Below are 23,614 nucleotides of genomic sequence, written 5' to 3'. Positions count from 1 at the left end.
CATGGAACTCGTCGAACGCGCCGTCAGCGCCGACATCGACGCCGCTGCGCGCGCCGTGATCACGGCTGCGGCAGCCGAAGCGAGCCGTCACGCCGACGAAATCATCGGCACCGGGCCGCTTCCCGGCACGGCCGAATGGGATGCCGAGCAGGGCACGGACATTCCGAACCAGCGCACCCTGGCCTGGCATCTGCTGAGTCTTCGCATCCAACTGGCGGCGGGACTGGACGGCATCGAAACTGTTCTCGGACTGCGCTTTCAGGGTGCGACATGGGCAACGATCGGGAAGGCCGCCGGAATGACCCGTCAGTCGGCGCACGAGCGATGGGGTGCCCGCACGACCGCCCTGCTCGACCCGATGGGGACCGGCCTTCCGCGGACCGTTGCCGACGATGATCCCGAGGTGGCCCGCTAAATTGCGGCTACGCGAGGTGATCAGTCCCGGTACTCCGGGGACGGCGGTGCGGGTGCCGGGCCGAGCGGCGACAACCAGCGATCGTAGAGGGCAGTCCAGGTTCCGTCTGTGCGCAGTCGCTCCAAGGTGCCGTTGACGAACCGGACGAGGTCGTCGTTGCCGGGCGCGAGGGCGATGGCGTACCGGGCGGAATCGGAGTCGGGACCGACGATGTCGAGATTCGGATCCTGGGCGACGAGGCCGGCGAGGAGGGCAGCACCCACGACGGCGTCGACCTGCCGTTGCTGGATGGCCATGAGGCAGTCGTCCCAGTCGGGTACGGCAAGGATCGTGGCTTTGGGGGCGATCCGCGACAGCGCCGATATCGAGGCCGGATCGTCGTGCGTGCAGACCCGTCGCCGTGCCAGGTCCGCGGGTTCGGATATCCCGGATCCGTCCCGCACGACGAGCCGACGGGGCGTCTCGAGGTACACCGTGGAGAAGGCCAGATCCGGGGGGCTCTCACAGGGCAGTGCCACTGGGCGCACAATCAGGTCCGCGTCCCGGTGCGCGAGCATGTCGGCGCCGTCGTCGGAACCGAGCGGCCGGAATTCGACCTTGCTGGGGTCGCCGAGTAGGTCGCGGGCGACCTCCCTCGCGAGGTCGACGCCGAAGCCGGTGAGGGTGCCGGTAGTCGGATCGCGGAAGCTGAACAGGTTGGTGTTCTGATCGACGGCGACGACCAGGGTTCCGCGGGCCCGGATCTCGTCGAGAGTGCCGCCGACGCCGGCGATCCCCGGACGGAGGCTCGCCGTTGGTGCGCAGGACGACGGCTCCGCGGCGGGTGGCGGCGATTCGGACGGTTCGATGATCCGGGCGCCGACGGACACGGGAAACTCCGTGAAGTCCCCGGAGAACATCGGGGTGGGTGCATCGGGTGCCCCGCAACCGGCGATCAGCACAGTTTCGAACGCGAGGCTGCCGAGCAGCCGAGTGAGCCCCGGTCGCCGTGCGCGGAAAGGTCGCACCATCAGTGATACTCACTCACTCTGGGCTCGATCCCCGCGATCACGGCGAGTGCCGCGGAAACGGCGAGCACGACGGCACCCACGGCGAGCGCCGCCATCGTCCGGTACGACTCACGCATCGCGTCGAGTTCCTCGGCACGCAGCGCGATGATGGCATCTTCGAGCGATTCGTCGAGGGCCCGGAACTGGGCCGTCGACGCCGTCGATCCCGGGCCGACCGCGACGTCCGCCGCACCCTGGTAGTCGCCGTCCGCAAGCTTGCGCAGCAAATCCCGGTGCGCGCTCCGCCATCCCTCGAACGCAGCGGACGCATCGTCGATCGCCGGCACGTCGACGGCGTCCGGTGATGCGTCCGAGCTCAGAATCGCGGTCAGGGCGTCCGTGTGCCGGGTGTAGTCGCTGCCCGCCGGATCGAACCCCGGCCGGAGCAGTCCGAGCGTCTCGTCGGCGCGTGCCTGCTGCGCGAGGATCCGCGCCTTCGTGACCGCCGCGAGAGGCTCGGCGCCGTCGATCCGCGCGCGTTCGCTCGCCGACGTCGACAACAGCCCCGCGACCACGATCCACACGACGAGCGCAGTGAGCAGGACCGTCGCGCACGCAAGCCCCGGATTGACCCGACGGCGACTTCGATGCGCCACGTACACGTGCGCGACGGCGAGGACGACGACCCCCGCCGACGCAACCACGATGGCGGTGACGGGCAGTCGCGCGGTGTGGGACTGGGTGTCGGCGACCGCGCCGGCCTGATCGTTGTAGAGGCGTTCGGCCAGCGGCAGGATGGTGTCCTGCATCAGGGCTGACGCGGTTCCCAGGTACGCCACCCCGACCGGATTTCCCGCGGAGTCGTTGGACCGTGCGGTCGCTACGAGGTCCGTGTAGACGGCGAGGTGCCGCGACATCTCGGTGAGCAGGCGCAGCGAGTCCACATCACCGGAGGTGACGCCGTACGAAGCGGTGACGAGTGCGTTCGACGCGTCGCCGATCGCCTGGTTGTACCGGTCGCGGACCGCGAGCGGTTCGATGGCGCCCGCGATGAACGACGACGTCGCGGCGGCGTCGGCGATCGACAGGGAGCTGAAGAGGTTCTGCGCGGAGTCTGCCAGCGGTTCGGTATGGGCGCGAAGGGTTTCCATTCGCTGCTGTCGTGCACCGATCACGGCGGACGTCACGACACCGGCCGTCAGCGCCACCGCGACGAGGACGACAGCGAGGACGGAAAGGCGCCCGGGCGTCGACTCCAGGAATTCGCGCCACGGGCGTCGGCGGATGTCGGGTTCGACGAGCAGGGATTCTTTCAGGAGGTGCTCGTCCGCCGGCGAAGTGTCACGCTCTTCGCTGGATACGGTGCCGCGGTCCTGGTCGAACACCCTCTCCTCCTCATCCCTGCCCTCAGTGTGCGCCGATCGGTGCCGGAAAACACCGAAAGCATCGACGAGCGCGCGTAGCCGTCCTCGCCCGCGGGTATGTCCGAACCAGGCATGATCAGGCTGGAGGTTCTCGACTCATGAAGACAAGCATCGTGAACGCAAGGGTGCGCGCGTTCGGTGTCGCAGCCTCGGTCGCCGCGATGGTGCTCGGGGCGTGCGCGGCCCCGCCGCCCGGCGACGACGGCGCGAAGAAGGTGTATTTTTTTCTGCCGAACACCACGACGACCCGGTTCATGGAGCGAGACGAACCCTTGTTCACCGACTTCCTCGAACTGTTCGCGCCGAAGGCGACCGTGACGGTCCGCAACGCCGAGGGCGATCCCGGCCGGCAGCAGAGTCAGGTCGAGTCGGCGATCGCGGACGGCGCGTCGGTGCTCGTGCTGATCTCCGCGGACGCGAGATTTTCGGGGGGAGCATTGACCGCCGCTGCCGACGCGAACGTTCCGGTGGTGCTCTACGACCACGACGCGGTCGGCGGACCGGCGGAGGTCCAGGTGATCTTCGATCCACTCGAGGTCGGCCGACGACAGGGAAGTCGCGCCGCGGATCTGATCGCCGCGATGCCCGGTGACGGTCTGAAAATCGCCAGGGTGCAGGGCAATCTGGGTGAATACGGAACCCGCCAGTTTCAGCTCGGCCAGAACGAGTATCTGCAGCCCCTCATCGACAGCGGCAAGATCCGCGTGGTCTGCGAGACCACGATCGACGACTGGGACCCGGCCGAAGGTCAAGCGTTCGCGGACGAATGCCTGACCCGGGAGAACAACGACATCGACCTGTTCGTCACCATGAACGACGACCTGGCAGGCGGAATCGTCGCCGCCCTTGCCGGCCGCGGGCTCGCCGGTCGGATTCCCGTCACCGGGGGACAGGACGCCAATCTCGCTGCCCTGCAACTCATCGCACAGGGCTCCCTCGACAACACGATCTTCAAGAACCTGTCCGACCAGGCGAAGGTCGCCGCGCAGCTGACCACGTCGATTCTCCACGGCGACGGCGTGCCCGAGGACATGATCAACGGCACGATCGACAACCAGTACATGGCGGTGCCGACGGTGTTCCTGCCCGTCCAGAACATCACGAAGGACAACCTCCACGTGGTGGTCAACTCCGGCTTCTACACCTGGCAGCAGATCTGCGCACCGGATCCGGCCTCCACAGTGTGCCGGGAGCACGACTGAGCCATACGACTGGTCAGCGGGGCGCGATGACACTCCGGTCGCCGATCTCGGCGCGCACATCGATCTCCCGCCCGGACAGCAACCAGCCCGACGGGCCGCGCCGCCACTCGTCCCGGTATTCGCCGAGGCATTCGTACGTCGCGCCGGCACGGTCGCCGAGGCCGACGTGAAAGGCCCGGAAATAGGACGTCGTGCGTGCCGTGTCGCCGTCGAGGTCGATGCGGATGTTGCCGAGCAGGTGCTGGGTGGCGCCGCAGACGTCGAGGTGGGAGCGGACACGCGCGACCACGTCAGCGGGCCTGGTCCGACCGTAGGCCACGGTGTCCTCGGTGAGGGTCGCGGCGAACCCCGGCCAGTCCTTCGTGTCGAGCAGGGTTGCCACGGTGTGCAGGCGGTCGCTGATCTGGACGCGTTCGGGTAGAGACTCGCTCATCGCTCGATTCTCCCCGGAGACCTTGCCGGGTGGGCCCCGGCGTCCCGTTGACCGAGACCTTTCGCGCGAACCGGGTTCGCTACGGTGGCACTGGCCCGCCGAACGGGCCGGATCGAGGAGGAATCGACAATGAGCGAGCGCCCCCCCAGTGGACGCACTCCCAGCAGGTGGGAGGAGATCACCGCGGCCGACCCGGGTCATTCGACGTGGTATGTCGAACGGTTCCGGGCGATGGAGGCGAAGGGCCAGGACATCGTCGGCGAGGCCCGGCTGGTCGATGCGATGCTGGGCCGTGGCGGCCGGGTTCTCGATGCGGGGTGCGGACTGGGCCGGCTCGGTGGTTATCTGCACGATGCAGGTCATGTCGTGGTCGGGGTCGATGTCGATCCGGTGCTGATCGGCGTCGCGGAGGAGGATCACCCCGGCCCGACGTGGCTGGTCGGCGACCTCGCGGAGTTGGATCTGCCCTCCCGCGGCGTCGCGGCCGATTTCGACGTGATCGCGTGTGCGGGCAACGTGATGACCTTCCTGGCGCCGTCGACACGGGAGTCGGTGCTGGCGGGATTCGCCGCTCACCTCGCCCCGACCGGCCGGGTGATCGTCGGGTTCGGCGCCGACCGGGGCTACGAGTTCCCGCAATTCCTCGCGGACGCCGCAGCCAACGGTCTGAGGGTGGATCTGCTGCTCTCGACGTGGGATCTGCGTCCGTTCACCGACGACTCCGATTTTCTGGTGGCGGTGCTGTCGCGCGCGGACTGACACTGTGGGGCGGCAGAAGCCCGGCGAGCGCGGCGGTGGCGTCGACCAAGGCTCTGGAGCGGGTCGTGAGGGTCTCGTCACGGACGGCGAGTGCGGCGCCGACGTCGCCCGATCCGGGTGGGTGCCGCAGTTGTGCCATCACAGCGCAGAGGGGTGCGATGCGGTAACCGGCTTTGCGCAACTGATGCACGATGCGGGCATCGCGGACCTGGGACGGGGAGTATCGGCGCGCTCCCGTGGGTGCGTTCCGATCGGGGATGACGAGTCCCTCTGCGTCCCAGTGTCGCAACGTGGACGAGCGGACGCCGAGCGCGGCGGCGAGTTCGGCCACACTCATCCAGTCGGATGCCCGGACGTCCTCGATCGGCTCGGTGGAGATCACCGCGGCGGCCTTCTTCGCCAGCGCGAGTTCGGCGCGTTCGACGTGGAGTCGGGCGTGTGCGGCGTCGAGGAGAGCAACCGTCGTCGAGGCCGGGCACGTGTGCACGCTGCGCACGATCCTTTTGGCGTCGACCGGACCGGCGGCGACGGCGAGTTCTCGATAGGCCAGCGCGGACTGCAGATGCACCTCGGTGTAGATCCGGTATCCGGTGGCGGTGCGGGTGGCGGGAGGCAGCACACCGTCGCGTTCGAGGTTGCGGATCTGCTGGACGGAGCACCCCGCACGGCGGGCCACGTCCACGGTTCGGAAATTCTGCATGTGGAGACTCGACCCCCTGTTTCTCCAGTAGATGCACTACAGAGTCTCCACAAGGACCTCAATGAAACGCTGGAACCATGACGATAGACGACATCATCGACTTCGTGGAAGGACTCGACGACGTCCTCACCCTCAGGCCGGTCCCGGGGGACGGCTCGCCGGAGATCAGCTGGGGCGACACCTTCTTCTACTACTCACCGGATGGGGTCGTACCGACGACGACCCAGCCGTTCGCCACGATCGTCACGAAGAACTATCCGAGTGACGAAGATTCGCGGCTCGACCGTGCGGGGGCATTCCGAGTAAATATCCACGCCGGGAGGGAGGCGTTCATCGTGGCGCTCGGTCACGCACCTCGAGAACAAGGGTCCGCCGACGTCGACRCCGGCGCGCCCGACACGGTCATCGCCCATCCCGTCTACGGCTCCTGGCTGGCCGTCGTGAATCCCGGCACACGCACCAGTCAACTCACCCGCGAGTTACTGCGCACGGCATACGCCGTCGCCCGATCGCGGTACGAGCGAAAACCGGATGCCGTGCGTCGTCACATCTGATGAATCTGGCTGCTGTTCCAGCCGACGAGGAGTTCGTCGAGCGTCATGCCCTGGTCCCTGCGCTCTTGCCGTTGATCGCGTTGCCGATCATGGCGGGGGCCGTCACCGTTGTCGCCGCGGTCGCCGGGAATGGTCGGCGCGGAGACCGTCGTTGCGGGGAGTTCGGTCGCCGCCGCGACGGCGGTGGCCGCCCCGACAGGGATGACCGCGAGTGCGGCGGTGGCAACGACCGTGACGAGCCGGTTCCGCAGCGGGACTCGACGGGGAGTGTTCACTGCGCCCGAACGATTCGACGCGTGCGAAGCCTCGTGGGGAAGTGAGGTGTGCATTTTCAAGTGTCCTGTCCGAATGCGTGGACCCGACGTCCACAGCTACACGAATGGTGTCCGTGAGGGCCCGAAACGTTACACCCGGTGGTCGACGAATTCCGCCAACGTGGCCCTCCCACAAAGCCGGGCTGAACTCCACACAGGAATGCTTGTGCCATGGAGAAGTTCTCCATGGATTGCTCCCTCGCGCTGTACTACCGTCGCAGTGACGCAGGCGGACACCGTGCCACCTGGCAGGAGGGCGACGGGAGAAAAGGTGCCATCCATCGAATCCGGCGAAGCTCGAATCGACTACACCGTGCACGGTGACGGCGGCCGGTCCTCGTCGAACGTGATCTTGCTGGCAGGGTTCAAAGCGCCCGCCACCTCGTGGCGCTATCAGATCCCGTCGCTGATCCGGGCCGGCCACCGCGTCGTCGCCGTGGATCTGCCGGGCCACGGGACTGCTCCGGCCATGCCGCACGGAACGACGATGCAGACACGGGCCGACCACGTGCACGCGCTCCTCGACGAACTCGACCTCCGGGATGCGGCGATGATCGGGGGCTCGATGGGCGGGAACACGATCTGGTCGTATGTCGACACGTACGGCACGGGGCGGCTTCGCGCCGCGGTCGTGGTCGACCAGACACCGAGGATGCTCAACACACCGGACTGGGAATACGGGTTCTACGGTTACGACGGGGACGGGGTGGACACGTTCTTCGAGGACGGAATTCCCTCGACCGGCCACGGCACCCCGATCTGGAAGCGCGGGATGCGGCTGGTCCGTTTCATCGCCGCGATGGGCCGCGTCGACTGGAAACTGTCGCAACCGGAACTCGCCTTGTTGAACGACCACGCGAAACGCGATTGGCGTCCGGCAATCCGCTCGAGTGATCTTCCGGTGCTTTTCGTCGCCGGTTCCGAGAGCGAATTCTGGCCGTCGGCACACGCGGAGGCGGCCGCGGCACTGTCGCCGAAGGGGGCGTCGATCGTTGTCCCGCGTGCGGGACACGCAACGAACATGGAGCGACCGGATCCGGTCAACACGGCTGTCGCCGAATTCCTCTCCTCGGCATGCTGAGCCGAGGTCCTCGAGTTCCGGAGAACGTCGGCTCACCGACGTCGCAATACAGGACCCGGCAATCACAGTCGACACGGTGGGCCCCAAATTCCGCATCACCGCCGATCAGGACATCGTCATCGACCGGCGAGCCACCGGATGCCGTCACGCCGTCTGGTGCAGCTCCGTTGCAGGCCTAGAAGACTCGCGCATCGCTCACGTGCTCGTTTCCGAGTTCCTCGCTTGCGGATGCGTAGTGTGGACGCAGGGCGCTCGCACCACGGGCAACGATCTGACGCTGCTGCACGAGCGGGCGCTGCTCGATATGGCGGCCGGTCACGTCATCCTCCGGCAACACGGATTCGACGCCGTCGTCGCGGGCGGTCGCGCCGGAGGCGGCACCTCCGGCGGCAAGACTCGGTGGACCCGAGCGGGGCACTCGATCGAACTGCACCATGGGGCACGTGCGTACGTACTGCGGCAGTTGGTTTTCGTGGAGGAGTGCCTCGCCCCGTGAGCATGGTGCACCGCGGCGGTGCAGCGGCAGTAGTCGCCCGTCAGTCGACGGGCGGCACGGCGACCGTGCGGCCGGTCTCGGCGGCCTCACGTGCCGCCGCCAGCACCGCGATGGTGCCGAGTGCGGTGCGCGCCGGAACCGGCTGCGGGCCGGCGCCGGCCACTGCCGCCGCGAACTCGGTGTAATAGTCCTGATACGCACCCCGCTGCGACGGGATCGTTTCCGGTCCTCGCGCCGTGTGAAGGACACCCCACCGTTCCGGTCGTTCGAGACCCCACCCGGTCGGATCGTCGACGGGCCGACTCCCCGCGAACAGCGCCTGCGCCTGAACGTCCGTGCCGTCCGCCACATAGCTGCCGGCACTGCCGAACGCGCGCAGCCGCCGTCCCTCGAGATGGTTGACCTTGGTCGACGAGACGGTCGAATAGACGCCGCTGCGGTGGGTGATGTTGACGACGAAGCCGGCGTCGGTGCGTCCCTCCGGCCGGTCGACGTAATCGAGATGTGCGTCCACCCGCTCGGCCGGACCGAGCAACCACAGCATCTGGTCGACGACGTGTGCGCCGATGTCCCGCAACAGCCCACCGGTCGGGCCCGCTTCGAGGGTGTCGGCACCGTCCAGGTCGAAATGCGACTCGACACGCCAGATGTCGCCGAGCCGCGGCAACACCGACTTCAGCGTGCGGATATCGGCGTCGTAGCGACGGTTGTGAAAAACGCTGAGCAGCACCCCGGCTTCGTCGCCGGCGGCGATCAACTCGGAGGCCGTCGCGACATCCGGTGCGAACGGCTTGTCCGCGACCACGTGCACACCCCGCCCGACCGCCTCGAGCACGAGTTCGCGTCGCGTCTGCGGTGGGGTGGTGATGGTGACGGCATCGACGCCGGAATCGATGAGCTCGCCCAGGCTCGGGAACACCGGCACTCCGGGGAAGTCGGCGGTAGCCTGGGCGACGCGGTCGGGGGAGCGGGTCACGATGCCGCCCAGTGTGATTCCCTCCGCCGCCTCGATGAACGGCGCGTGGAAATACCGGCCACCCAGGCCGTACCCGGCAATTCCAATCTTTACGGTCATGCCATGAGTCTATGTTAAGACATTCGAACAATCCACCGGTGTGCGCGGACGCAAGGGTCCGCAGTGGTGGCGCCGTTTTCGAATGAGCCATCGGGGTACACGGTCGAGGGACGAGGAGGTTTGAGGAAATGCCTGTTTGGGGATGGATCTTGATCGCGGTGCTCGTCGTGATCGCGGTGCTGGCGATCATCGCGTCCCGCTCGATCAGCAGTCGCAAGAGGACGGAACGGCTGAAAGGGCGGTTCGGCCCCGAATACGAGCGGACGGTCGGTGAGGCGGGCGACCAAGGCGCCGCCGAGAAGGAGCTCGCCGCCCGCGAACGAAAGCGGGAGAAGCTCGACATCGTCCCGCTGCCACCCGAGGCGCGCGCGAAGTACACCGATTCCTGGCGGACGGTTCAGATCGAGTTCGTCGACAACCCGTCGAGCGCGGTCGCCGCTGCGGACCGGCTCGTGATACACGTCATGCGCGAACGTGGTTACCCGATCGACGACTTCGATCAGCGCGCGGCCGACATTTCGGTAGACCACCCGAAGGTCGTCGAGAACTACCGCGCGGCGCACGGGATCTATCTCGCGCAAGAGCAGGGCGACATCGGTACAGAGCAACAGCGGGAGGCGTTCGTGCACTACCGCGAACTTTTCGAGAAGTTGCTCGAGACGGATGAGAGCAAAGACGAGCCGAACAAGGACGAGTCGAAGGAGACGCGCGCATGACAACCCCAGACCGGCAACCCGAGGGCACCAGCCCGGCCGGGCGCAGTGAAACGTCCACCGAGAACCCCGCCTCGGCGGTCGAGGGAACCGGATCACCCACCGGAACAACCGAATCTGCCCCCGAGGTTGCCGCCGCGCCGGCCGAGGGTGCCCAGCGGCCGACGGAGCTCCCGGACTCGGCGGGCGAGGCCCGACCCGCGTCGGCCGAGGAGGCTCGACCGTCCGCACAGGACGCCGACACGCCGGTCGGGCAGACACTGTTCGCCGAGGACGAACTTTCGGTTCTTCGCTTGCGCTGGGACGAGGTTCAGGCGGGTTTCGTCGACGATCCCCGAGAGTGCGTGCAGAAGGCGGACGGTCTCGTGTCGGACGTCGTCGACCGGATCACGACCGGGTTCTCGGAGGCGCGTTCGCGGCTCGAGGAGCAGTGGGCCCGAGGTGAAGAGGGCTCGACGGAGGACCTTCGTCTTGCGCTGAAGCGCTATCGCGAGTTCTTCCAGCGATTGCTCGAGCTCTGAGCGAGGAGTTCGAGGGCAAGTAAGTGGGGAGGGCCTGATTCCATTACTGCACAGACGAGGGAGACGTGCGTGACAGGTTCGCCGAATGATATCGGTGTAGCGGCGCGGCCGGCAGTGAGGTGGACAGCTCGACGAGGAGCTCCATGGCCTCTCGGCCGAAACTGCGAGGAGCAAGATCCACTGCGAATATCTGCGAACTTCCCAACTCGCTGACCGGGTCACCTGCAAGGGATGCCACCCGAAAACCGTTCTCGCTGTCGGCGTCGGGCGCCTTCCCCAGCGCGTGCAGCATCGGCACGGCGCGAGCTGCCAATCCTTGAGGTCCGAAAACAATTGCGTCGACTTCACATTCGCCGACCAACCTCTCGAGAACGGCGAACAACTCGGCCTCGCTCGGGTCGGCTGGCAGACTGAACACAAGCGGCTCGAGGCGCTCTCGCAGGCACCACTGTTCAAAGCTGCGCGCCGAGTCCGCCGCCCACCTGGGGCCGTGGAACGACTCCAAGCCGATATATCCTGGACGCCGCGTTCCCGTTGACTCGAGTTGCCCAAGAACGAAATCGACGACCGCGGCATGGTCGATCTCGATCGTTCCCTGCGGCTCCGTGGGCAGTGGGCCGCTTCGCCCGGCAAAGACTATCGGGATCGATGCGCTGAGCATTCTCTCGACCACCGGATCCTCGTCCAGGGCATCGATGACGACCGCGCCGTCGACCTGAAAATGTTCGGACGTTCGCGTGTGCAGTGTGAGATCTCGCCCCACCGCCGCCGCCGCGTCCGCCGCCCCGAAAGCGAAATGCATGTAGAAGGACAATCCTCGAACCTCGGACGGGATATACAACCCGAAAGCCCCGGTGCTTCGCCGACGCAAAGACCGGGCTGCCCGATTCGACACGTACCCCATCGATTGCGCGGCCGTCATCACCCGCTGGCGAGTCGCCTCCGACACCCGCCCGGATCCGACCAATGCATCGGACACCGTCGTCTTCGACAGGCCGAGTTCGCGAGCCAGATCGACGATCGTCACTGTGGGCATGCCCCGATCCTACCGACCCAGCGATTCGGGAAACCTCGGTAACACCTCTTGACATGTGACATGGGTACGAGCACRATTAATGCGTGCCGGAACGTTCCGGCATCCGCCTTCGGCGGCTCTACCTCGGAGTTTGCACATGACACATTCGACCCGCTCGCCCGCGAGTAGGTGGCGTTCCCCTGTCATCGCGGGGCTGCTGATGCTCGATTTGGCCGTCGGCTTGGCGCCGCCGCTGCATTGGCTTGCCGGCAACGGCACCGCCTTGCTGTCGATGGGGTACTTCCTCGCAGCCGGTGTGTCCATCACCCTGAGCCTGCTCGTAATGTTCGCCCTCGACTCGGACCCCGGTGATCGTCGATGAACATGCTCGTCGGATATGGCAGCGTCGCCGTCTTCTTCCTGATCGTCGTTGCCGCGTTGGAGCTGACCAAGCGGAAAGACGCGACGTTCAGCGAATACGCGACGGCAGGACGCTCGTTCGGATCGTTCTTCGGAACGATGGCGTTCCTCAACACCTGGCTGCCCGGAACGATGTTCATCTCGTTTGCAGGTCTCGCGGCGGGCGCGGGGGTCATCGGCTTCTACTCACTGATCTATTCGCTGCTCGCCGTCGTGCTGATGTTCTTCCTCGCCAAACCCGTGCACGATTGGGGTAAGCGGTACGACCTGCGAACTCAGGCGGATCTCCTCGGCGCCCGCTACAACTCACGAGCCGTGCGGGTGGTCGCAGCGCTGATCGGCATCGCTGCATCCTTCCCGTGGATCGTTCTGGGGATGCAGTCGCTGGCACTGGTGTTCCAGTACCTGTCGTTCGGGCGAATCGGCGGAGCGACCGCCGTTCTGATCGGGATCATGGTGATCGGGCTGCGACAGATCTGGACAATCCGATTCGGGATGCGCGGTGTGATCATCAGCGACATGGTGCAGGGAATCGTCGCCTACTTCGTCGGCACCCTCGTCATTCTCGGCCTGCTCACCTGGCTGGTCAGTAACGGCCACGGATTCGGTGACGTCGACCCGACCCACTTCGAGTTGCCGGGTCCGGGGAGCGCCTTGGGGCCTTTGTACCTTTCGTCGCTGATACTGACCGGTGCGCTCGGAGGGTGGTGTTGGCCGGACATCTTTGTTCGACTCTTCACTGCGAGAAGCGCCGCGACGATCAAACGTTCGGCGGTACAGGCGGCGCCGGTCCTGCTGATCTTCGGGGCGGCACTGACCCTGATGGCGATCGCAGCGTCCAGCGTCCCCGGTGTCGCGGAGGCACCCGACGATGTATGGTTCATCGCCGCCGGTGTCGGCGGCATCGGCTTGATCACCGTCGCCGGCATTTGCGTGGTCGCGGCCACCATGGGCAATGTCGGCGCCAACCTCCAGGCGCTCGGCACTCAGACCGCGAACGATATCATCGGTGTCGCCAAGGGGGTTCGGGTCACCGATCCAAGGATCGGACGCATCGCGGTGGGGGTGCTGACGCTGTTGGCGGCCCTCGGCGCTTCCGCCACCGTCGGTATCTCCTCCGGACTGATCACCCTCGCTCTCATCTCATACCAGGGCATCTGCCAACTCGCCCCGACCCTGTTCCTGGGCATCTTCTGGAGGAAAGGCACTGCAGCCGCGGCAGTCTCCGCGATGTCGAGTGGCTTCGCTACGGCAGCCGTGCTGCAGTGGCTCTACCCGGTGTCGATCCCATGGCTCGGGGGCCTGACCTCCGGCGTCGCAGCCTTGGCCGTCAACGCTGCCGTCTATGTGGCGGTGACTTACTCGGCGCCGATGAACGATACCGAACGCAACCGAGTCGGCCAGCTGTTCGACCGATTGAGCGAATCGAAGGCCGATCCGGACCCCGAAAGCCGGTCGAGCCCCGACACCGAATCCGATTCCGACACCACCAGCCAGTACACCCACCAGTAGAAGGCAACGCCCAATGAGACACACCCTCGCAACGAACCCACGGTCGGTGACCGTGGCGGCCACCCAGTTCGCCTGCACCTGGGACCCGCACACGAACCTCGAGACGGCCGAACGGCTCGTGCGCCACGCAGCCGACTCGGGTGCTCAGATCGTAGCCCTCCCTGAGCTGTTCGAAACGCCGTACTTCTGCCAGACCCTCGGCGACGAGTACTTCGCCCTCGCTGTGCCCATCGACGAGAATCCGGCCGTCGAACTGTGCCGTCACCTCGCCCATGAACTGCAGATCGTCCTCCCTGTGAGCACATTCGAACGTGACGGCCAGAAGTACTTCAACAGCGTCACCATCATCGACGCCGACGGCAGGAAGCTCGGAACGTACCGGAAAACTCACATACCGGAAGGTCCCGGATATCACGAGAAGTTCTACTTCAATCCCGGCGACACCGGCTTGTCGGTGTGGCGCACGCGTTACGCCACCATCGGCGTCGGCATCTGCTGGGATCAGTGGTTCGTCGAATCGGCACGGATCATGGCGTTGCAGGGCGCAGAGATCCTGCTCTTCCCCACGGCAATCGGATCGAGTCCCATCGCCGATGACGGTCACGGTGAACACGCCACGGAACCGGGAGACCTGCAGGACACTGCTCTGCGACACGCCCATTGGCAGAACGTGCAACGCGGACACGCTGCCGCGAACATGATGCCCGTAGTGGCCGCAAATCGGGTTGGCTGCGAAAGCCAGGGTTCCACGCACATCGACTTCTTCGGACAATCCTTCATGACAAATCAACGGGGAGAAGTCGTCGAGGAACTCAGCGGCGACGGCGAGGGCGTCATCCTTCACGAATACGATTTGGAGCAGCTGCGCACTCAGCGAGCGAGTTGGGGCCTGTTCCGCGACCGCCGCCCAAATGCTTACGCAGACCTGACGGCTGGATCTCACCCTTCACCGAACAACTCGAGTTCAGATCAGCATCAAGGGGGTCGTCGGACCGTATCGGTAGGAACGTTCTGACCCAGACGCCGAAGGTGCGGTTCGTTCATCCCTTCGTGCACGGCCCGCACCCGAACCTCCGGGTGCGGGCCGTGACCTTGTGAGGAATGTGACGGCGTGCGACGRTGGCGAATGAGCGGATCGCGTGTACGAGGAACCGGCCGAGTGTCACGCATTGCCGTGTCACGATGGGTTGGCGCGATCGGGTGCAGGAAGGGGGCGGTGGTGTCGGAGCGATCAGGACCTCCAGCCGACGATCCGTTCGGCGGTCGGGAACCGACCAGCCACGAGCGGATGTCGGGGCTGCCCTGGGATGCGTCGTACCACGAGGGCCGTGCGCCCTGGGATATCGACGGGCCCCAGCCGGCGATCGTGCGGGTGGCATCCGAGGGCGGATTCGCCGGAGCGGTCCTCGACGCGGGCTGCGGAACCGGCGAAAACGCACTTCACCTCGCCGTGCTGGGACTGTCGGTTGTGGGCGTGGATGTGGCAGAGACGGCGCTGGCGATCGCTAGGGCAAAGGCCGAGGATCGTCGGATCGAGATAGAGTTCGCCGCGGCCGACGCACTCCGGCTGGAGACGCTGGGACGCCGGTTCGCGACAGTGCTGGACTGCGGACTGTTCCACACCTTCGACGCCGGCGAGTGGCCGGGCTACGTGGCGAGTCTGGCCTCGGTGACCGAACCCGACGGGATCCTGTATGTGCTGTGCTTCAGTGATGACGGACCCGATGCCGGCCCGCACCCCGTCAGCCGGGAGGAGTTGAGAGCAGCGTTCAACCCCGGCGCCGGATGGACCATCACAGCCATCCAACCGGACCGGATTCACACGCGATTCCACGACGACGGCGCACCGGCCTGGCTCGCGACCGTCACGCGGATCTAGATATCGCGTGCGGCGCGCTGTTACTCGGCGTTGCCGGTCGGGAAGTAGACCGACCCGTCGCTACCGACGCAGCCGCCCTGGACGGGGCCGGGTCCGAAATAGGCGCCGTTGACCGAACCGGCGCTACCGGAGGAATTCGAGCCGACTCCGGCTCCCGCGACGCCGACTGCCCCACAGGTGTAGCTGTTCGAGTCGCCCGGCTCGCTCTCCACCTGAACCTGGGTGCCGGGAGTCGTCGGATCCCCGTGCAGGTTCGGTGCTGCGGCCGCGATACCGGGTGCGGCGAAGGCGGCGAATGCAGCGGCCGCTGCGATCGCCGAGCGCACTGCGACTGTGTTCATGCGAAGTCACTCTCGATTCTGTTGGCGCCCCGGTTCGGCTCGCAGGCTTCAGCGCGGGTCGTGGCACGTGGCGCATTCGTCTCACGGTAGGGACTCATTATCGTCCGATCGACCTCGGAATCCCACCCCTCGGTGCGGGCGCCCCGCCCGGACCGGCCCCGCAGGACAGCGGCCCTTGACATGAAGTGGACTTCAGGTTTCAAGATGGTGCCAGATGTCACTGGAGGCAAGGAGTCCGCGATGAACGGCACCAGAACGGCGCTGATCACTGGGGGATCGGCAGGATTGGGACGGGCGAGCGCACTCGCGCTCGCGGAGCGCGGCTGGGAGGTGATCGTCACCGGAAGGCGGGTCGAACCGCTCGATCGGGTCGCCTCGCGGGGGAGCACCATCACCGCCGTCCCCGGTGATGTGACGGATCCGCGGCATCGCGAGCGTATCGCCGAGGTGATCGAGGCGCAGGGGCGACTGGACCTGCTCCTCAACAACGCCAGCGCGCTCGGCCCCAGCCCCATGCCCGCACTGACCCGGTACCCGGAGGACGCACTGGCCCAGGTCTTCACGACGAACGTACTGGCCCCGCTCGCGCTGATCGGCGCGCTGATCGGGCAGATAAAGGCCGCGGACGGCACCGTGATCAACATTTCGTCGGACGCCGCGGTCGAGGCCTATGCGGGCTGGGGCGGCTACGGTGCGGCGAAGGCGGCGCTCGACCACGCGACCGCGGTACTGGCGGTCGAGGAGCCGGATCTCGCGATCTACGCGTTCGATCCCGGCGACATGCGCACCGCGATGCACCAGGCGGCGTTCCCCGGCGAGGACATCTCGGATCGGCCCGAGCCGGAGACCGTGGTCCCGGCCCTGCTGAGGCTGCTCGACACGAGACCGCCCAGCGGCCGGTACCGTGCATCCGACGTCGCGGCCGCGAACACCGGAGTGTCGTCGTGACCCGGTCGGGCAGCGACTCCGTGACCGAATTCCGGTTCGTCCTGCCGCAGCGGTTGGAGGCGAGCGGCCCGCCGGAGGAGCGGGGCCTGCTGCGGGACTCGGTGAAGCTGCTCGTGTCCGACCGGGGCAACTTGGTGCACAGCACATTTCACGACCTGCCCCGCTTTCTCCGGCCGGGCGACGTGGTGGTGGTGAACGCGTCGGCGACGTTGGCCGCGGCAATGGACGGCACCGTCGACACGGTAGGACCGGTGGTCGTGCACTTCTCCACCGAACTCGAGGGTGGCGACTGGGCGGTCGAGGTGCGAGCGCCGGGCCCGGTATCCGGAGCCCTCGACTCGGTCACGGAGGGAACGCGGATCAGGCTGTCGCGCGGCGCCGTTGCGACACTCCAGGAGCCCTGGCCCCGTGGTTCGACCCGGCTGTGGCGGGCCTCGGTCGACGGCGTCACGGACGTAGCCGCGGAACTGCTCGCCACCGCGGGCCGTCCGATCACGTACGCGTACGTCCACGAGCGATGGCCCCTGTCCTACTACCAGACGATCTTCGGCCGGACCGGTGGGAGCGCCGAGATGGCCAGCGCCGCGCGGCCGTTCACGCATCCGATCGTCACCGATCTCGCGACCTCGGGGGTGGTGACAGCGCCGATCCTGTTGCACACGGGTGTGTCCTCGCCCGAGCGCGGGGAGCCGCCGATCCCCGAGCGGTACGAGGTGCCGGAGCACACGGCGCGGCTGATCAATGATCGTCGCGCGGCGGGCGGGCGCGTGATCGCGGTCGGCACCACGGTGACCAGGGCTCTCGAGACCCGGGCAACGCCGGACGGGCTGACGGTGGCGGGCGGGGGCTGGACGAACCTGGTGCTGAGCGCGGGGCGGCCGGCCCGCGTGGTGGACGGGCTGATCACGGGTTGGCACGCGCCCGGGGCTTCCCACCTGATGCTGCTCGAATCGGTGGTGGGCGCGGCGGCCGTCCGACGCGCCTACGACGAGGCACTCGCGCGCGGATACCTGTGGCACGAGTTTGGGGACAGCGCGCTGTTGCTGCGGCGGTGATCGCACGATCGGATGCGACGCCGCACGGGGCGTGATTGAAACCGGTGGCGCAGGGCAATCGGGAGGGACCGCAGAGGACAGGACAGCGTCATGAACATGGGAAAGAAGATCCGGCACAAGGTCGAAACCGCCGAGGGCGCCGCCAAGAAGGCGGTCGGCAAGGCCACCGGCAACGCCCACCTCGAAGCAGAGGGGAGCAAAGAACAGGCCAGGGGCAACGCCAAGCAGATGGGAGACAAGGTCAAGGACGCCGGAAAGAAGATCAAGAACGCCCTCAAACATTGATATCGACGACGCTTTCAGGGTCCGGCCTATTCGTTCGACAGCAGCGGCCCCAGCGGTCCGAGATCGATGTTCAGGTCCTCGGGTGTGAGATCGAAATGATCACGCAGCTCCGCCATGCGCTCCTCGAGCAGCATGAGCGTCGTCCCGATGCGTTCGATCTGGTCGTCGCTGAGATCGCCGTGCTCGACTCGGCGCAGCGCCTGCCGTTCCATCAACTGCCGCAGTAGCTCGACGATCGTCAGCACGAGGGTGACCAGGCCCTTCTCGACCGATTCGGGATCCGCGTCGATCCGCTGCGGCAATACCCGGCGACCGATGTCGCTCGGGACATCCGAATCGACAGGCTCGGGCTCAGCCATCGGTGGAATCCTGCTCGGCCGGATCTGGGACAAGTGCGCTCACCGACGCGATGAGCGTGCGCAGGGAGATGCGGACCATGTCGACGTCGGCGAGCGACAGCGTGATCTCACCGGTGATGACGACACCGCCGCCCAGCACCCGGTCGAGTAGATCGACGAGCGCGATGCGTCGAGTGTCGTCCGCGGGGACCATCTCACTCATGGCTCACCCGTCGATCCCGGCGAACGAATACGGCGGCCACGGTCCGGTCAATTCCAATGTGATGCCCGGACGTTGGGTGTCGAGTGCCGTGACGAGTGCAGCGAAACCCTCGACGCGATCATTGTCGACGAGGTAGGTGCCGTTGAAGATCATCCAGGCCCGCTTGCCGGTCAGCACCGGGTCGGTGACTTGCCGGCGTACCCCGTCGACGGCCCGGTCCAGGAGCGCGGTGTGAATTTCTCCCGCGTGGCCGGCCGCTTTGCGTTCGACGTCCTGCTGCGCGCTCAATTCCGCACGGCGTCGCAGTAGATACGCGGTTCCCTTTCCGGCCGCACCCGTCGGGGGCGGCTCCTCCTTCACGTCCTGCGACAGCGTCTTGGCGTCGCCGTATCCTTTGACGCCCCATTCGCTCCTACCGGTCACCCGGCGCAGCGTCGCACCGAACTCCTCCTGTCGTTCCGTGAGGAGGCGGCGGACGCGCTCGTCGTCGAGATAGAGGGTCGCCAATCGCAACGGAACGGTGGGGCCGTTGCGCAACACGGCCGCCACCACGGCGTCGTGGGCTCTCGCGGTTGCGGCGAGCCAGTCGAGGTCCTCGAGTTTGCGTTGCAGAGGCTCCTGCCCGAATTCGCCGAGGCTCACCGTCCCCACCACCGCGACCAGACCCGACGACGTCACCGCCCGGACCGGCTCGCCTGCCACGCCGGTGACCCCGGCGAGTTGCGCATCGCCGACGCCGTCCGTCGTGATGCTGTAGAGCCAGACACCGTCATCCGCGGTCATCGTCGCGCTCCTGACGCCTCGCCTCCACCTCGACCGTGTCGGCGGCCTCGACGGCAGGGCGGACCGACCTGTCGGACTCGAGTGCGGCAATCCGCTCCTTGAGCTTTCGATTCTCGAGTTCGAGGTCGCTGCTCTTGCCGGTCAGCCAGGGGTCGTTCTCCCACCAGTTGATCCCGACCTCCCTTGCCGTCTCCAGCGAGGCGATGACCAACCGCACCTTGATGGTCAACAGTTCGATGTCGAGCAGGTTGACCTGGATGTCTCCGGCGATCACGAGCCCCTTGTCGAGCACCCGCTCGAGGATCTCGCCGAGATTCGTCGACTGATGCCCGCCGCCGAATCCGCCGCCCGAACTCTGTGGAAGGTTGCTCGTACCGCCGCCGGCGATCGTCATGACTGCGTGCTCCCGCTGTCACCGACACCGCGGATGTAGCGGCGGGTTCTGCGGTAGGACAACAGTTCTCCATCCAGATCGACGACCACCTCGTACAACGCGAGCATGTCCGTCGACGACGGGATCCGCCGATCCTCGACTACTTCCACCTCGACCGTCCAGCCGTCGTCGGTCGGCATGACCGATGTGGCACCCAGGGGTTTCTTGCCGGTCAATTGCGCAATGTCACGCGTTGCGATCTCCGCGATCTCGGGTGCCGGCAACGGAGGTGGCTCCTCTTCTGCCATCGCCGATCACTCCCTCTCCGTACTGCTGGGCCGTGTCGTTCCGGTCATGCGGTCGAGGATGGCCTGCTGGGCCTGCTCTTCCTCCTCGGCGGAGATCTCGCCCGCCGCGCGTGCGTCCTCCAACTCCTCGAGCGCGCGCCGCGCACTCGCGGGGTTGTGGAGTTCCTCCTCGACCTGCCGCTGAATCAGCTCGGCAAGCGAGATCACCCCACGAACGGGGGCGAGCGGCAGCGTGGCGATGAACGACAGCAGGCCCATCGGTCAGCCCTCCGGCTTCTGCGTCACCACGAAGTCGTAGGCGGCGAGGGGTCCGAGCAGGCGCATCTCGACGCGGCCGTCCCACCGTTCGGCCAGGTCTCCGACTGCCTTCTCGAGTTCGTCCTGCCGGGCGACCTCGACGAGCACGGCCACCTGCGCGGYCTCCTCCTCGTGAGTCGGTTCCCGCACGTTGACCGAATCGGACAGCGACTCGAGCGCCTCGACCACCGTGCGCGTGTCTTCGTCCCGCTTGGCCTCGATGCCGTTGCTGACGATCTCGCCCAGCGCCATCCGGGCGTCGCGGGTGGTCTCCTCGGGCTGATTTCGGATCGCGTCGACCAGTTCGCCCGCTTGTTGGTTTTCCTCGATTATTTCCCGGAGGATCGCTTCCTCGACGTACCGCCCCTTCACGACGTACTGCGCTCGACCCTCGAGTTCCTTCAACGCTGCCGCGAACTCGTCGGCGTGTGCTTCGAGCAGTTCCTTCTCGACGGCGTCCTCATCGGTCATGACCGCCCCGAAACGAAGCGGGAGCACCGGTGCCACACGCGAGGTACCGTCCAGCACGTGCGCATGGGTTCGAAGGTCCTCGGGCTTGCCGAGCGGCCTGTCCACCGAGATCTCGCTGACGAGCGCCGCGATGTCGCCGTGCTTGACGATGCTGACCGGTCCGTCACACACGCCGACCGCGTCCTCTTCGGCTTCCACATCCGCGGGCACTATGCCGTACACGTAGACACCGCTGGTCCGCGGCTCCTCGGGTGCGTCGTTGGACTTTTCTGACGTAGACATCACTTGTCCCCTCGACTGGACTTGCGCGAAACCCGCTCGCGCTCGGGTTCTTCCTGCCCGCCGCCGAGGATGTCGCCGAGTTTGTCACCCGCGGCCTCGAGCGCACCCTTGGTTTTCGATTTGGCGCCACCCTCGGTGACGTCGCCGACCAGGTCCGTCAGACCCTTCGGCTCGCCACTGCCGATCTCGAGCCGGTTCACGGCCTCCGCGAACCGCAGATAGGTGTCGACACTGGCGACGACGACGCGCGCGTCGATGGTCAGCAGTTCGATACCGACCAGTGACACCCGCACGTAGGCATCGATAACCAGGCCCTTGTCGAGGATGGTGTCGATGACGTCGGCGAGGCTACTGGAGCTGGGGCCGCCGCTGACTCCACCACCTCCGCCGCCTCCCGCCGGTTGTATTGCCGTCATTGCCGCGCTCCTTGACGCGAGCCGGCGGATTTCTTGGCGGCAGTCTTACGCGGGCGGCCCCGCCTCTTCGGGGCTGCCTTGTCCTCGGCGGCCGCAGCGGTCTTGCGTGGGCGACCTCGACGTGCCCGCGGGGGTGTTTCCTCTTCCTCTTCCTCCTCGGACTCGTCTTCGTCGGTTTCCTCGGGCTCTTCCTGCTCCGACTCGTCCTGCTCCGACTCGTCCTGCTCGGGCTCCTCGTCTTCGCTCTCCTCGCCTTCGGCTTCGTCGGTTTCGTCGAGCTCGTCCGACTCGTCCGGCTGCGTCTCTTCCTCGTCGGGCTCGACCACCTCGCCGTCCCGGATCTCCCCGCGCCAGCCCACCACCTCGTCGGGATGGAGAACGGACTGCGTCATGACGTGGCGTCCAAAGTGCTTCAACTCCAGTCGCGCTCGTCGTCCCTGGGCCCGCCAGATGTTGCCCGTCTTCTCGAACAGACCCTTCGGGTGATACTCGAGGATGAGGACGATGCGGGTGAGATCGGGAGTCACCTCGTGGAACGTCACCGCGCCGTCGACATAACCCTTGGCACCCTTCGAGTGCCACACGATCCGCTCATCGGGAACCTGCTCGATGATCGACGCTTCCCACGTGCGGTGCGACAGGAACACCTGCGCCTTCCACTCGAGCTTTTCGTCCGATTCCTGCTCCACCCGCTCGACCTTCTTCATGAAGGAGGGGAAGTCGGCGAACTGGGTCCACTGGTTGTAGGCGAGCTGGACCGGGACCCCGACATCGAGCGTTTCGACGATGTTGGTCAACTTGAGCTTCTTGCCCTTGCTGCCGCCACCACCGGTGACGGCCTCCTTGACGTCAGAGGCGGTGTCCTTGACCATTTGCTTGGCGCCCTGCCAGCCACCGCTCACCGCCGACTTGATCGGTGATTCACCCTCGGCCAGCTTCTCGGAACCGGTCACGGCGGCGAGCAGCCCGCCTCCGCCGCCCTCGGCGTAATCGGTGAGCCTGCCGGACGCGTTCTGCACCTTGTCGGAGACCGATGTGAGCGCCTTCTCCGTCACCGTGCCGACCAGCTTCTGCAGTGCCTCCTGCAGCACACCCGACGATCCGCCCCCGTCTCCCGGTGCGGCTTCTCGCAGTTTGTTCGCGGCGTTCGTCATCGTGCTCACCGTCCGCCGCGCCGGACGGGCGCGGAATCAGTCGTCGCTTTGGCCCGTGTCCGGCGGCCGCGGGTCGGGGCTTCCTCGTCGTCCTCGTCGGATTTCGCGCTGCGCGACCTGCTCGACGGCCGGGAGTTGCCGTTGGTGCTGGACGCGCGTCGACGTGCGGCGGGTCGCTTGCGTGGAGCGGGTGCCTCCTCGTCGGCGGCTTCCTCCTCGTCGGGTTCGGGCTCCTCGTAGTCCTCGTCCTCGTCGGCGTACTGTTCGTCCGGCTCTTCGTCGACTTCGGATTCGTCGTACTCCTCGTCCTTGGACCGACCGCGTCGCTTGCGGCCGAGTTTTCCGAGACTGCTGAGTTTGCCGACCGAGTTACCGACACCACCCACAGTGTCGTCGACTGTGTCGCCCACGTCGCTGACGGCTTCGCCGCCGCCCGACAGAATCCGGTTGTTGAGCTGGTTGATGCGCTGACTTGCTGCGGTGACCGCCGCGGCCTTCGCCGCGCTGACTAGCTCTTGTCGAACCGAATCGCTGATCTTGGCGAACTCGGGGGAGTTCGCGAGCACCTTCGTGCCGCGTTCCAACAAGTCGCGTGGCCCGCCGGGGAAGCGTCCGGTCGCACCCGCAGCCGCCAGCATCAGTGCCATTTTCATCCTGTGTGTTCGGCCCAGCATGTACCCCGCGCCGACGGCCAACGCCACCTGACCTTTGGTTTTCATCGTCGAACCCCTTTACCGAGTAGTCGCCGGCGCACCTCTCGCCAACTTCGGCAATGTGTCGCAATACCGTGCGCGGTAAGGGGGCGCCGTCTCCCGACTACCCCAGCCGCACGACGCTC

At 66.6% G+C, this 23,614-nt stretch carries 33 protein-coding genes; 15 read left to right on the top strand and 18 right to left on the bottom strand.

What is annotated here, in order from left to right:
- Window position 1 precedes the first annotated feature (1 nt).
- Window positions 2-415: a hypothetical protein gene (locus tag AC1DWT_RS14430; RefSeq protein WP_072943434.1), complete on the top strand. Its 414-nt coding sequence runs from the start codon at window positions 2-4 to the stop codon at window positions 413-415.
- Window positions 416-435: 20 nt separating this feature from the next.
- Here the strand turns inward: AC1DWT_RS14430 and AC1DWT_RS14425 are convergent, their stop codons facing one another.
- Complete coding sequence (locus AC1DWT_RS14425) at window positions 436-1,425, bottom strand: glutamate ABC transporter substrate-binding protein (RefSeq protein ID WP_072943436.1); 990 nt, start codon at window positions 1,423-1,425, stop codon at window positions 436-438.
- On the bottom strand, window positions 1,425-2,789 hold the full coding sequence (locus AC1DWT_RS14420; RefSeq protein WP_206012352.1) for a hypothetical protein: 1,365 nt from the start codon (window positions 2,787-2,789) through the stop codon (window positions 1,425-1,427). The genes AC1DWT_RS14425 and AC1DWT_RS14420 overlap by 1 nt, the downstream gene beginning before the upstream one ends.
- A gap of 137 nt (window positions 2,790-2,926) precedes the next feature.
- Between AC1DWT_RS14420 and AC1DWT_RS14415 the strand changes: the two genes are divergently transcribed.
- Window positions 2,927-4,030, top strand: a complete 1,104-nt coding sequence (locus AC1DWT_RS14415; protein ID WP_241031219.1) for a substrate-binding domain-containing protein — start codon at window positions 2,927-2,929, stop codon at window positions 4,028-4,030.
- 13 nt (window positions 4,031-4,043) lie between these two features.
- Here AC1DWT_RS14415 and AC1DWT_RS14410 read toward each other — a convergent pair whose 3' ends face one another.
- On the bottom strand, window positions 4,044-4,463 hold the full coding sequence (locus AC1DWT_RS14410; RefSeq protein WP_206012351.1) for a nuclear transport factor 2 family protein: 420 nt from the start codon (window positions 4,461-4,463) through the stop codon (window positions 4,044-4,046).
- Window positions 4,464-4,592: 129 nt separating this feature from the next.
- Here AC1DWT_RS14410 and AC1DWT_RS14405 point away from each other — a divergent pair, with 129 nt between their 5' ends.
- Window positions 4,593-5,222 carry a class I SAM-dependent methyltransferase gene (locus tag AC1DWT_RS14405; RefSeq protein ID WP_206012350.1) on the top strand — a complete coding sequence of 210 codons (630 nt, stop codon included), beginning with the start codon at window positions 4,593-4,595 and terminating at the stop codon, window positions 5,220-5,222.
- Here AC1DWT_RS14405 and AC1DWT_RS14400 read toward each other — a convergent pair.
- Window positions 5,173-5,922 carry a TioE family transcriptional regulator gene (locus AC1DWT_RS14400; RefSeq protein WP_206012349.1) on the bottom strand — a complete coding sequence of 250 codons (750 nt, stop codon included), beginning with the start codon at window positions 5,920-5,922 and terminating at the stop codon, window positions 5,173-5,175. The two genes, AC1DWT_RS14405 and AC1DWT_RS14400, sit on opposite strands and share 50 nt — an antisense overlap.
- A gap of 77 nt (window positions 5,923-5,999) precedes the next feature.
- Between AC1DWT_RS14400 and AC1DWT_RS14395 the strand changes: the two genes are divergently transcribed.
- Entirely contained in the window at window positions 6,000-6,476 is a 477-nt protein-coding gene (locus tag AC1DWT_RS14395) for a DUF6194 family protein (protein ID WP_477921055.1), read from the top strand.
- Here the strand turns inward: AC1DWT_RS14395 and AC1DWT_RS14390 are convergent.
- Window positions 6,467-6,751, bottom strand: a complete 285-nt coding sequence (locus AC1DWT_RS14390) for a hypothetical protein (protein ID WP_241031218.1) — start codon at window positions 6,749-6,751, stop codon at window positions 6,467-6,469. The genes AC1DWT_RS14395 and AC1DWT_RS14390 overlap by 10 nt on opposite strands.
- Window positions 6,752-7,061: 310 nt before the next feature.
- On the opposite strand from AC1DWT_RS14390, the gene AC1DWT_RS14385 reads away from it, so the two are divergent.
- Window positions 7,062-7,871 (top strand): alpha/beta fold hydrolase, encoded by an 810-nt coding sequence (locus AC1DWT_RS14385; RefSeq protein WP_241031217.1) that lies wholly within the window; start codon window positions 7,062-7,064, stop codon window positions 7,869-7,871.
- 76 nt (window positions 7,872-7,947) lie between these two features.
- Entirely contained in the window at window positions 7,948-8,367 is a 420-nt protein-coding gene (locus AC1DWT_RS14380; RefSeq protein WP_206016309.1) for a hypothetical protein, read from the top strand.
- A 40-nt stretch (window positions 8,368-8,407) separates the two neighbouring features.
- Here the strand turns inward: AC1DWT_RS14380 and AC1DWT_RS14375 are convergent, their stop codons facing one another.
- The gene (locus AC1DWT_RS14375; protein WP_072943449.1) at window positions 8,408-9,442 is read right to left on the bottom strand and encodes a Gfo/Idh/MocA family oxidoreductase; all 1,035 of its coding nucleotides are present in this window, start codon (window positions 9,440-9,442) and stop codon (window positions 8,408-8,410) included.
- Between the two features lie 128 nt (window positions 9,443-9,570).
- Here AC1DWT_RS14375 and AC1DWT_RS14370 point away from each other — a divergent pair, with 128 nt between their 5' ends.
- Entirely contained in the window at window positions 9,571-10,158 is a 588-nt protein-coding gene (locus AC1DWT_RS14370) for a hypothetical protein (protein ID WP_206012346.1), read from the top strand.
- Window positions 10,155-10,676, top strand: coding sequence for a hypothetical protein (locus AC1DWT_RS14365; RefSeq protein WP_206012345.1), 522 nt, complete (start codon window positions 10,155-10,157; stop codon window positions 10,674-10,676). Before AC1DWT_RS14370 ends, AC1DWT_RS14365 begins: the two co-directional genes overlap by 4 nt.
- 43 nt (window positions 10,677-10,719) lie before the next feature.
- Here the strand turns inward: AC1DWT_RS14365 and AC1DWT_RS14360 are convergent, their stop codons facing one another.
- Window positions 10,720-11,703: a LacI family DNA-binding transcriptional regulator gene (locus AC1DWT_RS14360; protein ID WP_477921051.1), complete on the bottom strand. Its 984-nt coding sequence runs from the start codon at window positions 11,701-11,703 to the stop codon at window positions 10,720-10,722.
- 145 nt (window positions 11,704-11,848) lie between these two features.
- Here AC1DWT_RS14360 and AC1DWT_RS14355 point away from each other — a divergent pair, with 145 nt between their 5' ends.
- The 4 genes from AC1DWT_RS14355 (at window position 11,849) to AC1DWT_RS14340 (ending at window position 15,502) form a co-directional block, all read left to right on the top strand.
- Window positions 11,849-12,073: a hypothetical protein gene (locus AC1DWT_RS14355; protein ID WP_143051476.1), complete on the top strand. Its 225-nt coding sequence runs from the start codon at window positions 11,849-11,851 to the stop codon at window positions 12,071-12,073.
- Window positions 12,070-13,623: a sodium:solute symporter family protein gene (locus AC1DWT_RS14350; RefSeq protein WP_167372228.1), complete on the top strand. Its 1,554-nt coding sequence runs from the start codon at window positions 12,070-12,072 to the stop codon at window positions 13,621-13,623. The genes AC1DWT_RS14355 and AC1DWT_RS14350 overlap by 4 nt, the downstream gene beginning before the upstream one ends.
- A 13-nt stretch (window positions 13,624-13,636) precedes the next feature.
- Entirely contained in the window at window positions 13,637-14,638 is a 1,002-nt protein-coding gene (locus AC1DWT_RS14345) for a nitrilase-related carbon-nitrogen hydrolase (protein ID WP_083395883.1), read from the top strand.
- A gap of 204 nt (window positions 14,639-14,842) precedes the next feature.
- The gene (locus tag AC1DWT_RS14340) at window positions 14,843-15,502 is read left to right on the top strand and encodes a class I SAM-dependent methyltransferase (RefSeq protein ID WP_241031216.1); all 660 of its coding nucleotides are present in this window, start codon (window positions 14,843-14,845) and stop codon (window positions 15,500-15,502) included.
- Window positions 15,503-15,522: 20 nt separating this feature from the next.
- Here the strand turns inward: AC1DWT_RS14340 and AC1DWT_RS14335 are convergent, their stop codons facing one another.
- Window positions 15,523-15,843, bottom strand: coding sequence for a hypothetical protein (locus AC1DWT_RS14335; RefSeq protein ID WP_072943458.1), 321 nt, complete (start codon window positions 15,841-15,843; stop codon window positions 15,523-15,525).
- Window positions 15,844-16,083: 240 nt separating this feature from the next.
- Between AC1DWT_RS14335 and AC1DWT_RS14330 the strand changes: the two genes are divergently transcribed.
- From AC1DWT_RS14330 to AC1DWT_RS14320, 3 genes are all read left to right on the top strand, one after another.
- Complete coding sequence (locus AC1DWT_RS14330) at window positions 16,084-16,791, top strand: SDR family NAD(P)-dependent oxidoreductase (RefSeq protein ID WP_072943459.1); 708 nt, start codon at window positions 16,084-16,086, stop codon at window positions 16,789-16,791.
- Entirely contained in the window at window positions 16,788-17,846 is a 1,059-nt protein-coding gene (locus AC1DWT_RS14325) for an S-adenosylmethionine:tRNA ribosyltransferase-isomerase (RefSeq protein ID WP_206012343.1), read from the top strand. The genes AC1DWT_RS14330 and AC1DWT_RS14325 overlap by 4 nt, the downstream gene beginning before the upstream one ends.
- A 90-nt stretch (window positions 17,847-17,936) precedes the next feature.
- Complete coding sequence (locus tag AC1DWT_RS14320; protein WP_072943461.1) at window positions 17,937-18,131, top strand: CsbD family protein; 195 nt, start codon at window positions 17,937-17,939, stop codon at window positions 18,129-18,131.
- 26 nt (window positions 18,132-18,157) lie between these two features.
- On the opposite strand, the gene AC1DWT_RS14315 is transcribed toward AC1DWT_RS14320, so the two are convergent.
- The 10 genes from AC1DWT_RS14315 to AC1DWT_RS14270 are packed head-to-tail and all read right to left on the bottom strand — an operon-like array spanning window position 18,158 to window position 23,495.
- Window positions 18,158-18,490 (bottom strand): gas vesicle protein K, encoded by a 333-nt coding sequence (locus AC1DWT_RS14315; protein ID WP_072943462.1) that lies wholly within the window; start codon window positions 18,488-18,490, stop codon window positions 18,158-18,160.
- Complete coding sequence (locus AC1DWT_RS14310; protein WP_072943463.1) at window positions 18,483-18,692, bottom strand: gas vesicle protein; 210 nt, start codon at window positions 18,690-18,692, stop codon at window positions 18,483-18,485. The genes AC1DWT_RS14315 and AC1DWT_RS14310 overlap by 8 nt, the downstream gene beginning before the upstream one ends.
- A gap of 3 nt (window positions 18,693-18,695) precedes the next feature.
- Window positions 18,696-19,475 (bottom strand): GvpL/GvpF family gas vesicle protein, encoded by a 780-nt coding sequence (locus AC1DWT_RS14305; RefSeq protein ID WP_095864105.1) that lies wholly within the window; start codon window positions 19,473-19,475, stop codon window positions 18,696-18,698.
- Entirely contained in the window at window positions 19,462-19,869 is a 408-nt protein-coding gene (locus AC1DWT_RS14300; protein ID WP_095864106.1) for a gas vesicle protein, read from the bottom strand. The genes AC1DWT_RS14305 and AC1DWT_RS14300 overlap by 14 nt, the downstream gene beginning before the upstream one ends.
- Window positions 19,866-20,156, bottom strand: coding sequence for a gas vesicle protein GvpO (locus tag AC1DWT_RS14295; RefSeq protein WP_072943466.1), 291 nt, complete (start codon window positions 20,154-20,156; stop codon window positions 19,866-19,868). The genes AC1DWT_RS14300 and AC1DWT_RS14295 overlap by 4 nt, the downstream gene beginning before the upstream one ends.
- Window positions 20,157-20,162: 6 nt before the next feature.
- Window positions 20,163-20,414, bottom strand: coding sequence for a gas vesicle protein GvpG (locus tag AC1DWT_RS14290; RefSeq protein ID WP_072943467.1), 252 nt, complete (start codon window positions 20,412-20,414; stop codon window positions 20,163-20,165).
- A 3-nt stretch (window positions 20,415-20,417) separates the two neighbouring features.
- Window positions 20,418-21,206 carry a GvpL/GvpF family gas vesicle protein gene (locus AC1DWT_RS14285; RefSeq protein ID WP_477921045.1) on the bottom strand — a complete coding sequence of 263 codons (789 nt, stop codon included), beginning with the start codon at window positions 21,204-21,206 and terminating at the stop codon, window positions 20,418-20,420.
- Entirely contained in the window at window positions 21,206-21,622 is a 417-nt protein-coding gene (gvpJ, locus tag AC1DWT_RS14280; protein WP_072943470.1) for a gas vesicle protein GvpJ, read from the bottom strand. Before gvpJ ends, AC1DWT_RS14285 begins: the two co-directional genes overlap by 1 nt.
- Entirely contained in the window at window positions 21,619-22,776 is a 1,158-nt protein-coding gene (locus tag AC1DWT_RS14275; protein ID WP_206012342.1) for an SRPBCC family protein, read from the bottom strand. Before AC1DWT_RS14275 ends, gvpJ begins: the two co-directional genes overlap by 4 nt.
- Before the next feature lie 5 nt (window positions 22,777-22,781).
- The gene (locus AC1DWT_RS14270; protein WP_095864107.1) at window positions 22,782-23,495 is read right to left on the bottom strand and encodes a hypothetical protein; all 714 of its coding nucleotides are present in this window, start codon (window positions 23,493-23,495) and stop codon (window positions 22,782-22,784) included.
- Between the last annotated feature and the right edge of the window lie 119 nt (window positions 23,496-23,614).

The sequence above is a fragment of the Rhodococcus sp. P4_B6 genome, from assembly GCF_056402215.1.
The sequence above is the reverse complement of the archived record's forward strand: the minus strand, read 5'-3'. Positions and strand labels throughout refer to the sequence as shown.

Bases quoted from the DNA above. Each gene is read 5' to 3' on its own strand.
- AC1DWT_RS14430 (WP_072943434.1), top strand. From the start codon at position 2: ATGGAACTCGTCGAACGCGCCGTCAGCGCCGACATCGACGCCGCTGCG.
- AC1DWT_RS14425 (WP_072943436.1), bottom strand. From the start codon at position 1,425: ATGGTGCGACCTTTCCGCGCACGGCGACCGGGGCTCACTCGGCTGCTC.
- AC1DWT_RS14415 (WP_241031219.1), top strand. From the start codon at position 2,927: ATGAAGACAAGCATCGTGAACGCAAGGGTGCGCGCGTTCGGTGTCGCA.
- AC1DWT_RS14410 (WP_206012351.1), bottom strand. From the start codon at position 4,463: ATGAGCGAGTCTCTACCCGAACGCGTCCAGATCAGCGACCGCCTGCAC.
- AC1DWT_RS14405 (WP_206012350.1), top strand. From the start codon at position 4,593: ATGAGCGAGCGCCCCCCCAGTGGACGCACTCCCAGCAGGTGGGAGGAG.
- AC1DWT_RS14400 (WP_206012349.1), bottom strand. From the start codon at position 5,922: ATGCAGAATTTCCGAACCGTGGACGTGGCCCGCCGTGCGGGGTGCTCC.
- AC1DWT_RS14375 (WP_072943449.1), bottom strand. From the start codon at position 9,442: ATGACCGTAAAGATTGGAATTGCCGGGTACGGCCTGGGTGGCCGGTAT.
- AC1DWT_RS14370 (WP_206012346.1), top strand. From the start codon at position 9,571: ATGCCTGTTTGGGGATGGATCTTGATCGCGGTGCTCGTCGTGATCGCG.
- AC1DWT_RS14365 (WP_206012345.1), top strand. From the start codon at position 10,155: ATGACAACCCCAGACCGGCAACCCGAGGGCACCAGCCCGGCCGGGCGC.
- AC1DWT_RS14355 (WP_143051476.1), top strand. From the start codon at position 11,849: ATGACACATTCGACCCGCTCGCCCGCGAGTAGGTGGCGTTCCCCTGTC.
- AC1DWT_RS14350 (WP_167372228.1), top strand. From the start codon at position 12,070: ATGAACATGCTCGTCGGATATGGCAGCGTCGCCGTCTTCTTCCTGATC.
- AC1DWT_RS14345 (WP_083395883.1), top strand. From the start codon at position 13,637: ATGAGACACACCCTCGCAACGAACCCACGGTCGGTGACCGTGGCGGCC.
- AC1DWT_RS14335 (WP_072943458.1), bottom strand. From the start codon at position 15,843: ATGAACACAGTCGCAGTGCGCTCGGCGATCGCAGCGGCCGCTGCATTC.
- AC1DWT_RS14330 (WP_072943459.1), top strand. From the start codon at position 16,084: ATGAACGGCACCAGAACGGCGCTGATCACTGGGGGATCGGCAGGATTG.
- AC1DWT_RS14320 (WP_072943461.1), top strand. From the start codon at position 17,937: ATGAACATGGGAAAGAAGATCCGGCACAAGGTCGAAACCGCCGAGGGC.
- AC1DWT_RS14315 (WP_072943462.1), bottom strand. From the start codon at position 18,490: ATGGCTGAGCCCGAGCCTGTCGATTCGGATGTCCCGAGCGACATCGGT.
- AC1DWT_RS14310 (WP_072943463.1), bottom strand. From the start codon at position 18,692: ATGAGTGAGATGGTCCCCGCGGACGACACTCGACGCATCGCGCTCGTC.
- AC1DWT_RS14305 (WP_095864105.1), bottom strand. From the start codon at position 19,475: ATGACCGCGGATGACGGTGTCTGGCTCTACAGCATCACGACGGACGGC.
- AC1DWT_RS14300 (WP_095864106.1), bottom strand. From the start codon at position 19,869: ATGACGATCGCCGGCGGCGGTACGAGCAACCTTCCACAGAGTTCGGGC.
- AC1DWT_RS14295 (WP_072943466.1), bottom strand. From the start codon at position 20,156: ATGGCAGAAGAGGAGCCACCTCCGTTGCCGGCACCCGAGATCGCGGAG.
- AC1DWT_RS14290 (WP_072943467.1), bottom strand. From the start codon at position 20,414: ATGGGCCTGCTGTCGTTCATCGCCACGCTGCCGCTCGCCCCCGTTCGT.
- gvpJ (WP_072943470.1), bottom strand. From the start codon at position 21,622: ATGACGGCAATACAACCGGCGGGAGGCGGCGGAGGTGGTGGAGTCAGC.
- AC1DWT_RS14275 (WP_206012342.1), bottom strand. From the start codon at position 22,776: ATGACGAACGCCGCGAACAAACTGCGAGAAGCCGCACCGGGAGACGGG.
- AC1DWT_RS14270 (WP_095864107.1), bottom strand. From the start codon at position 23,495: ATGAAAACCAAAGGTCAGGTGGCGTTGGCCGTCGGCGCGGGGTACATG.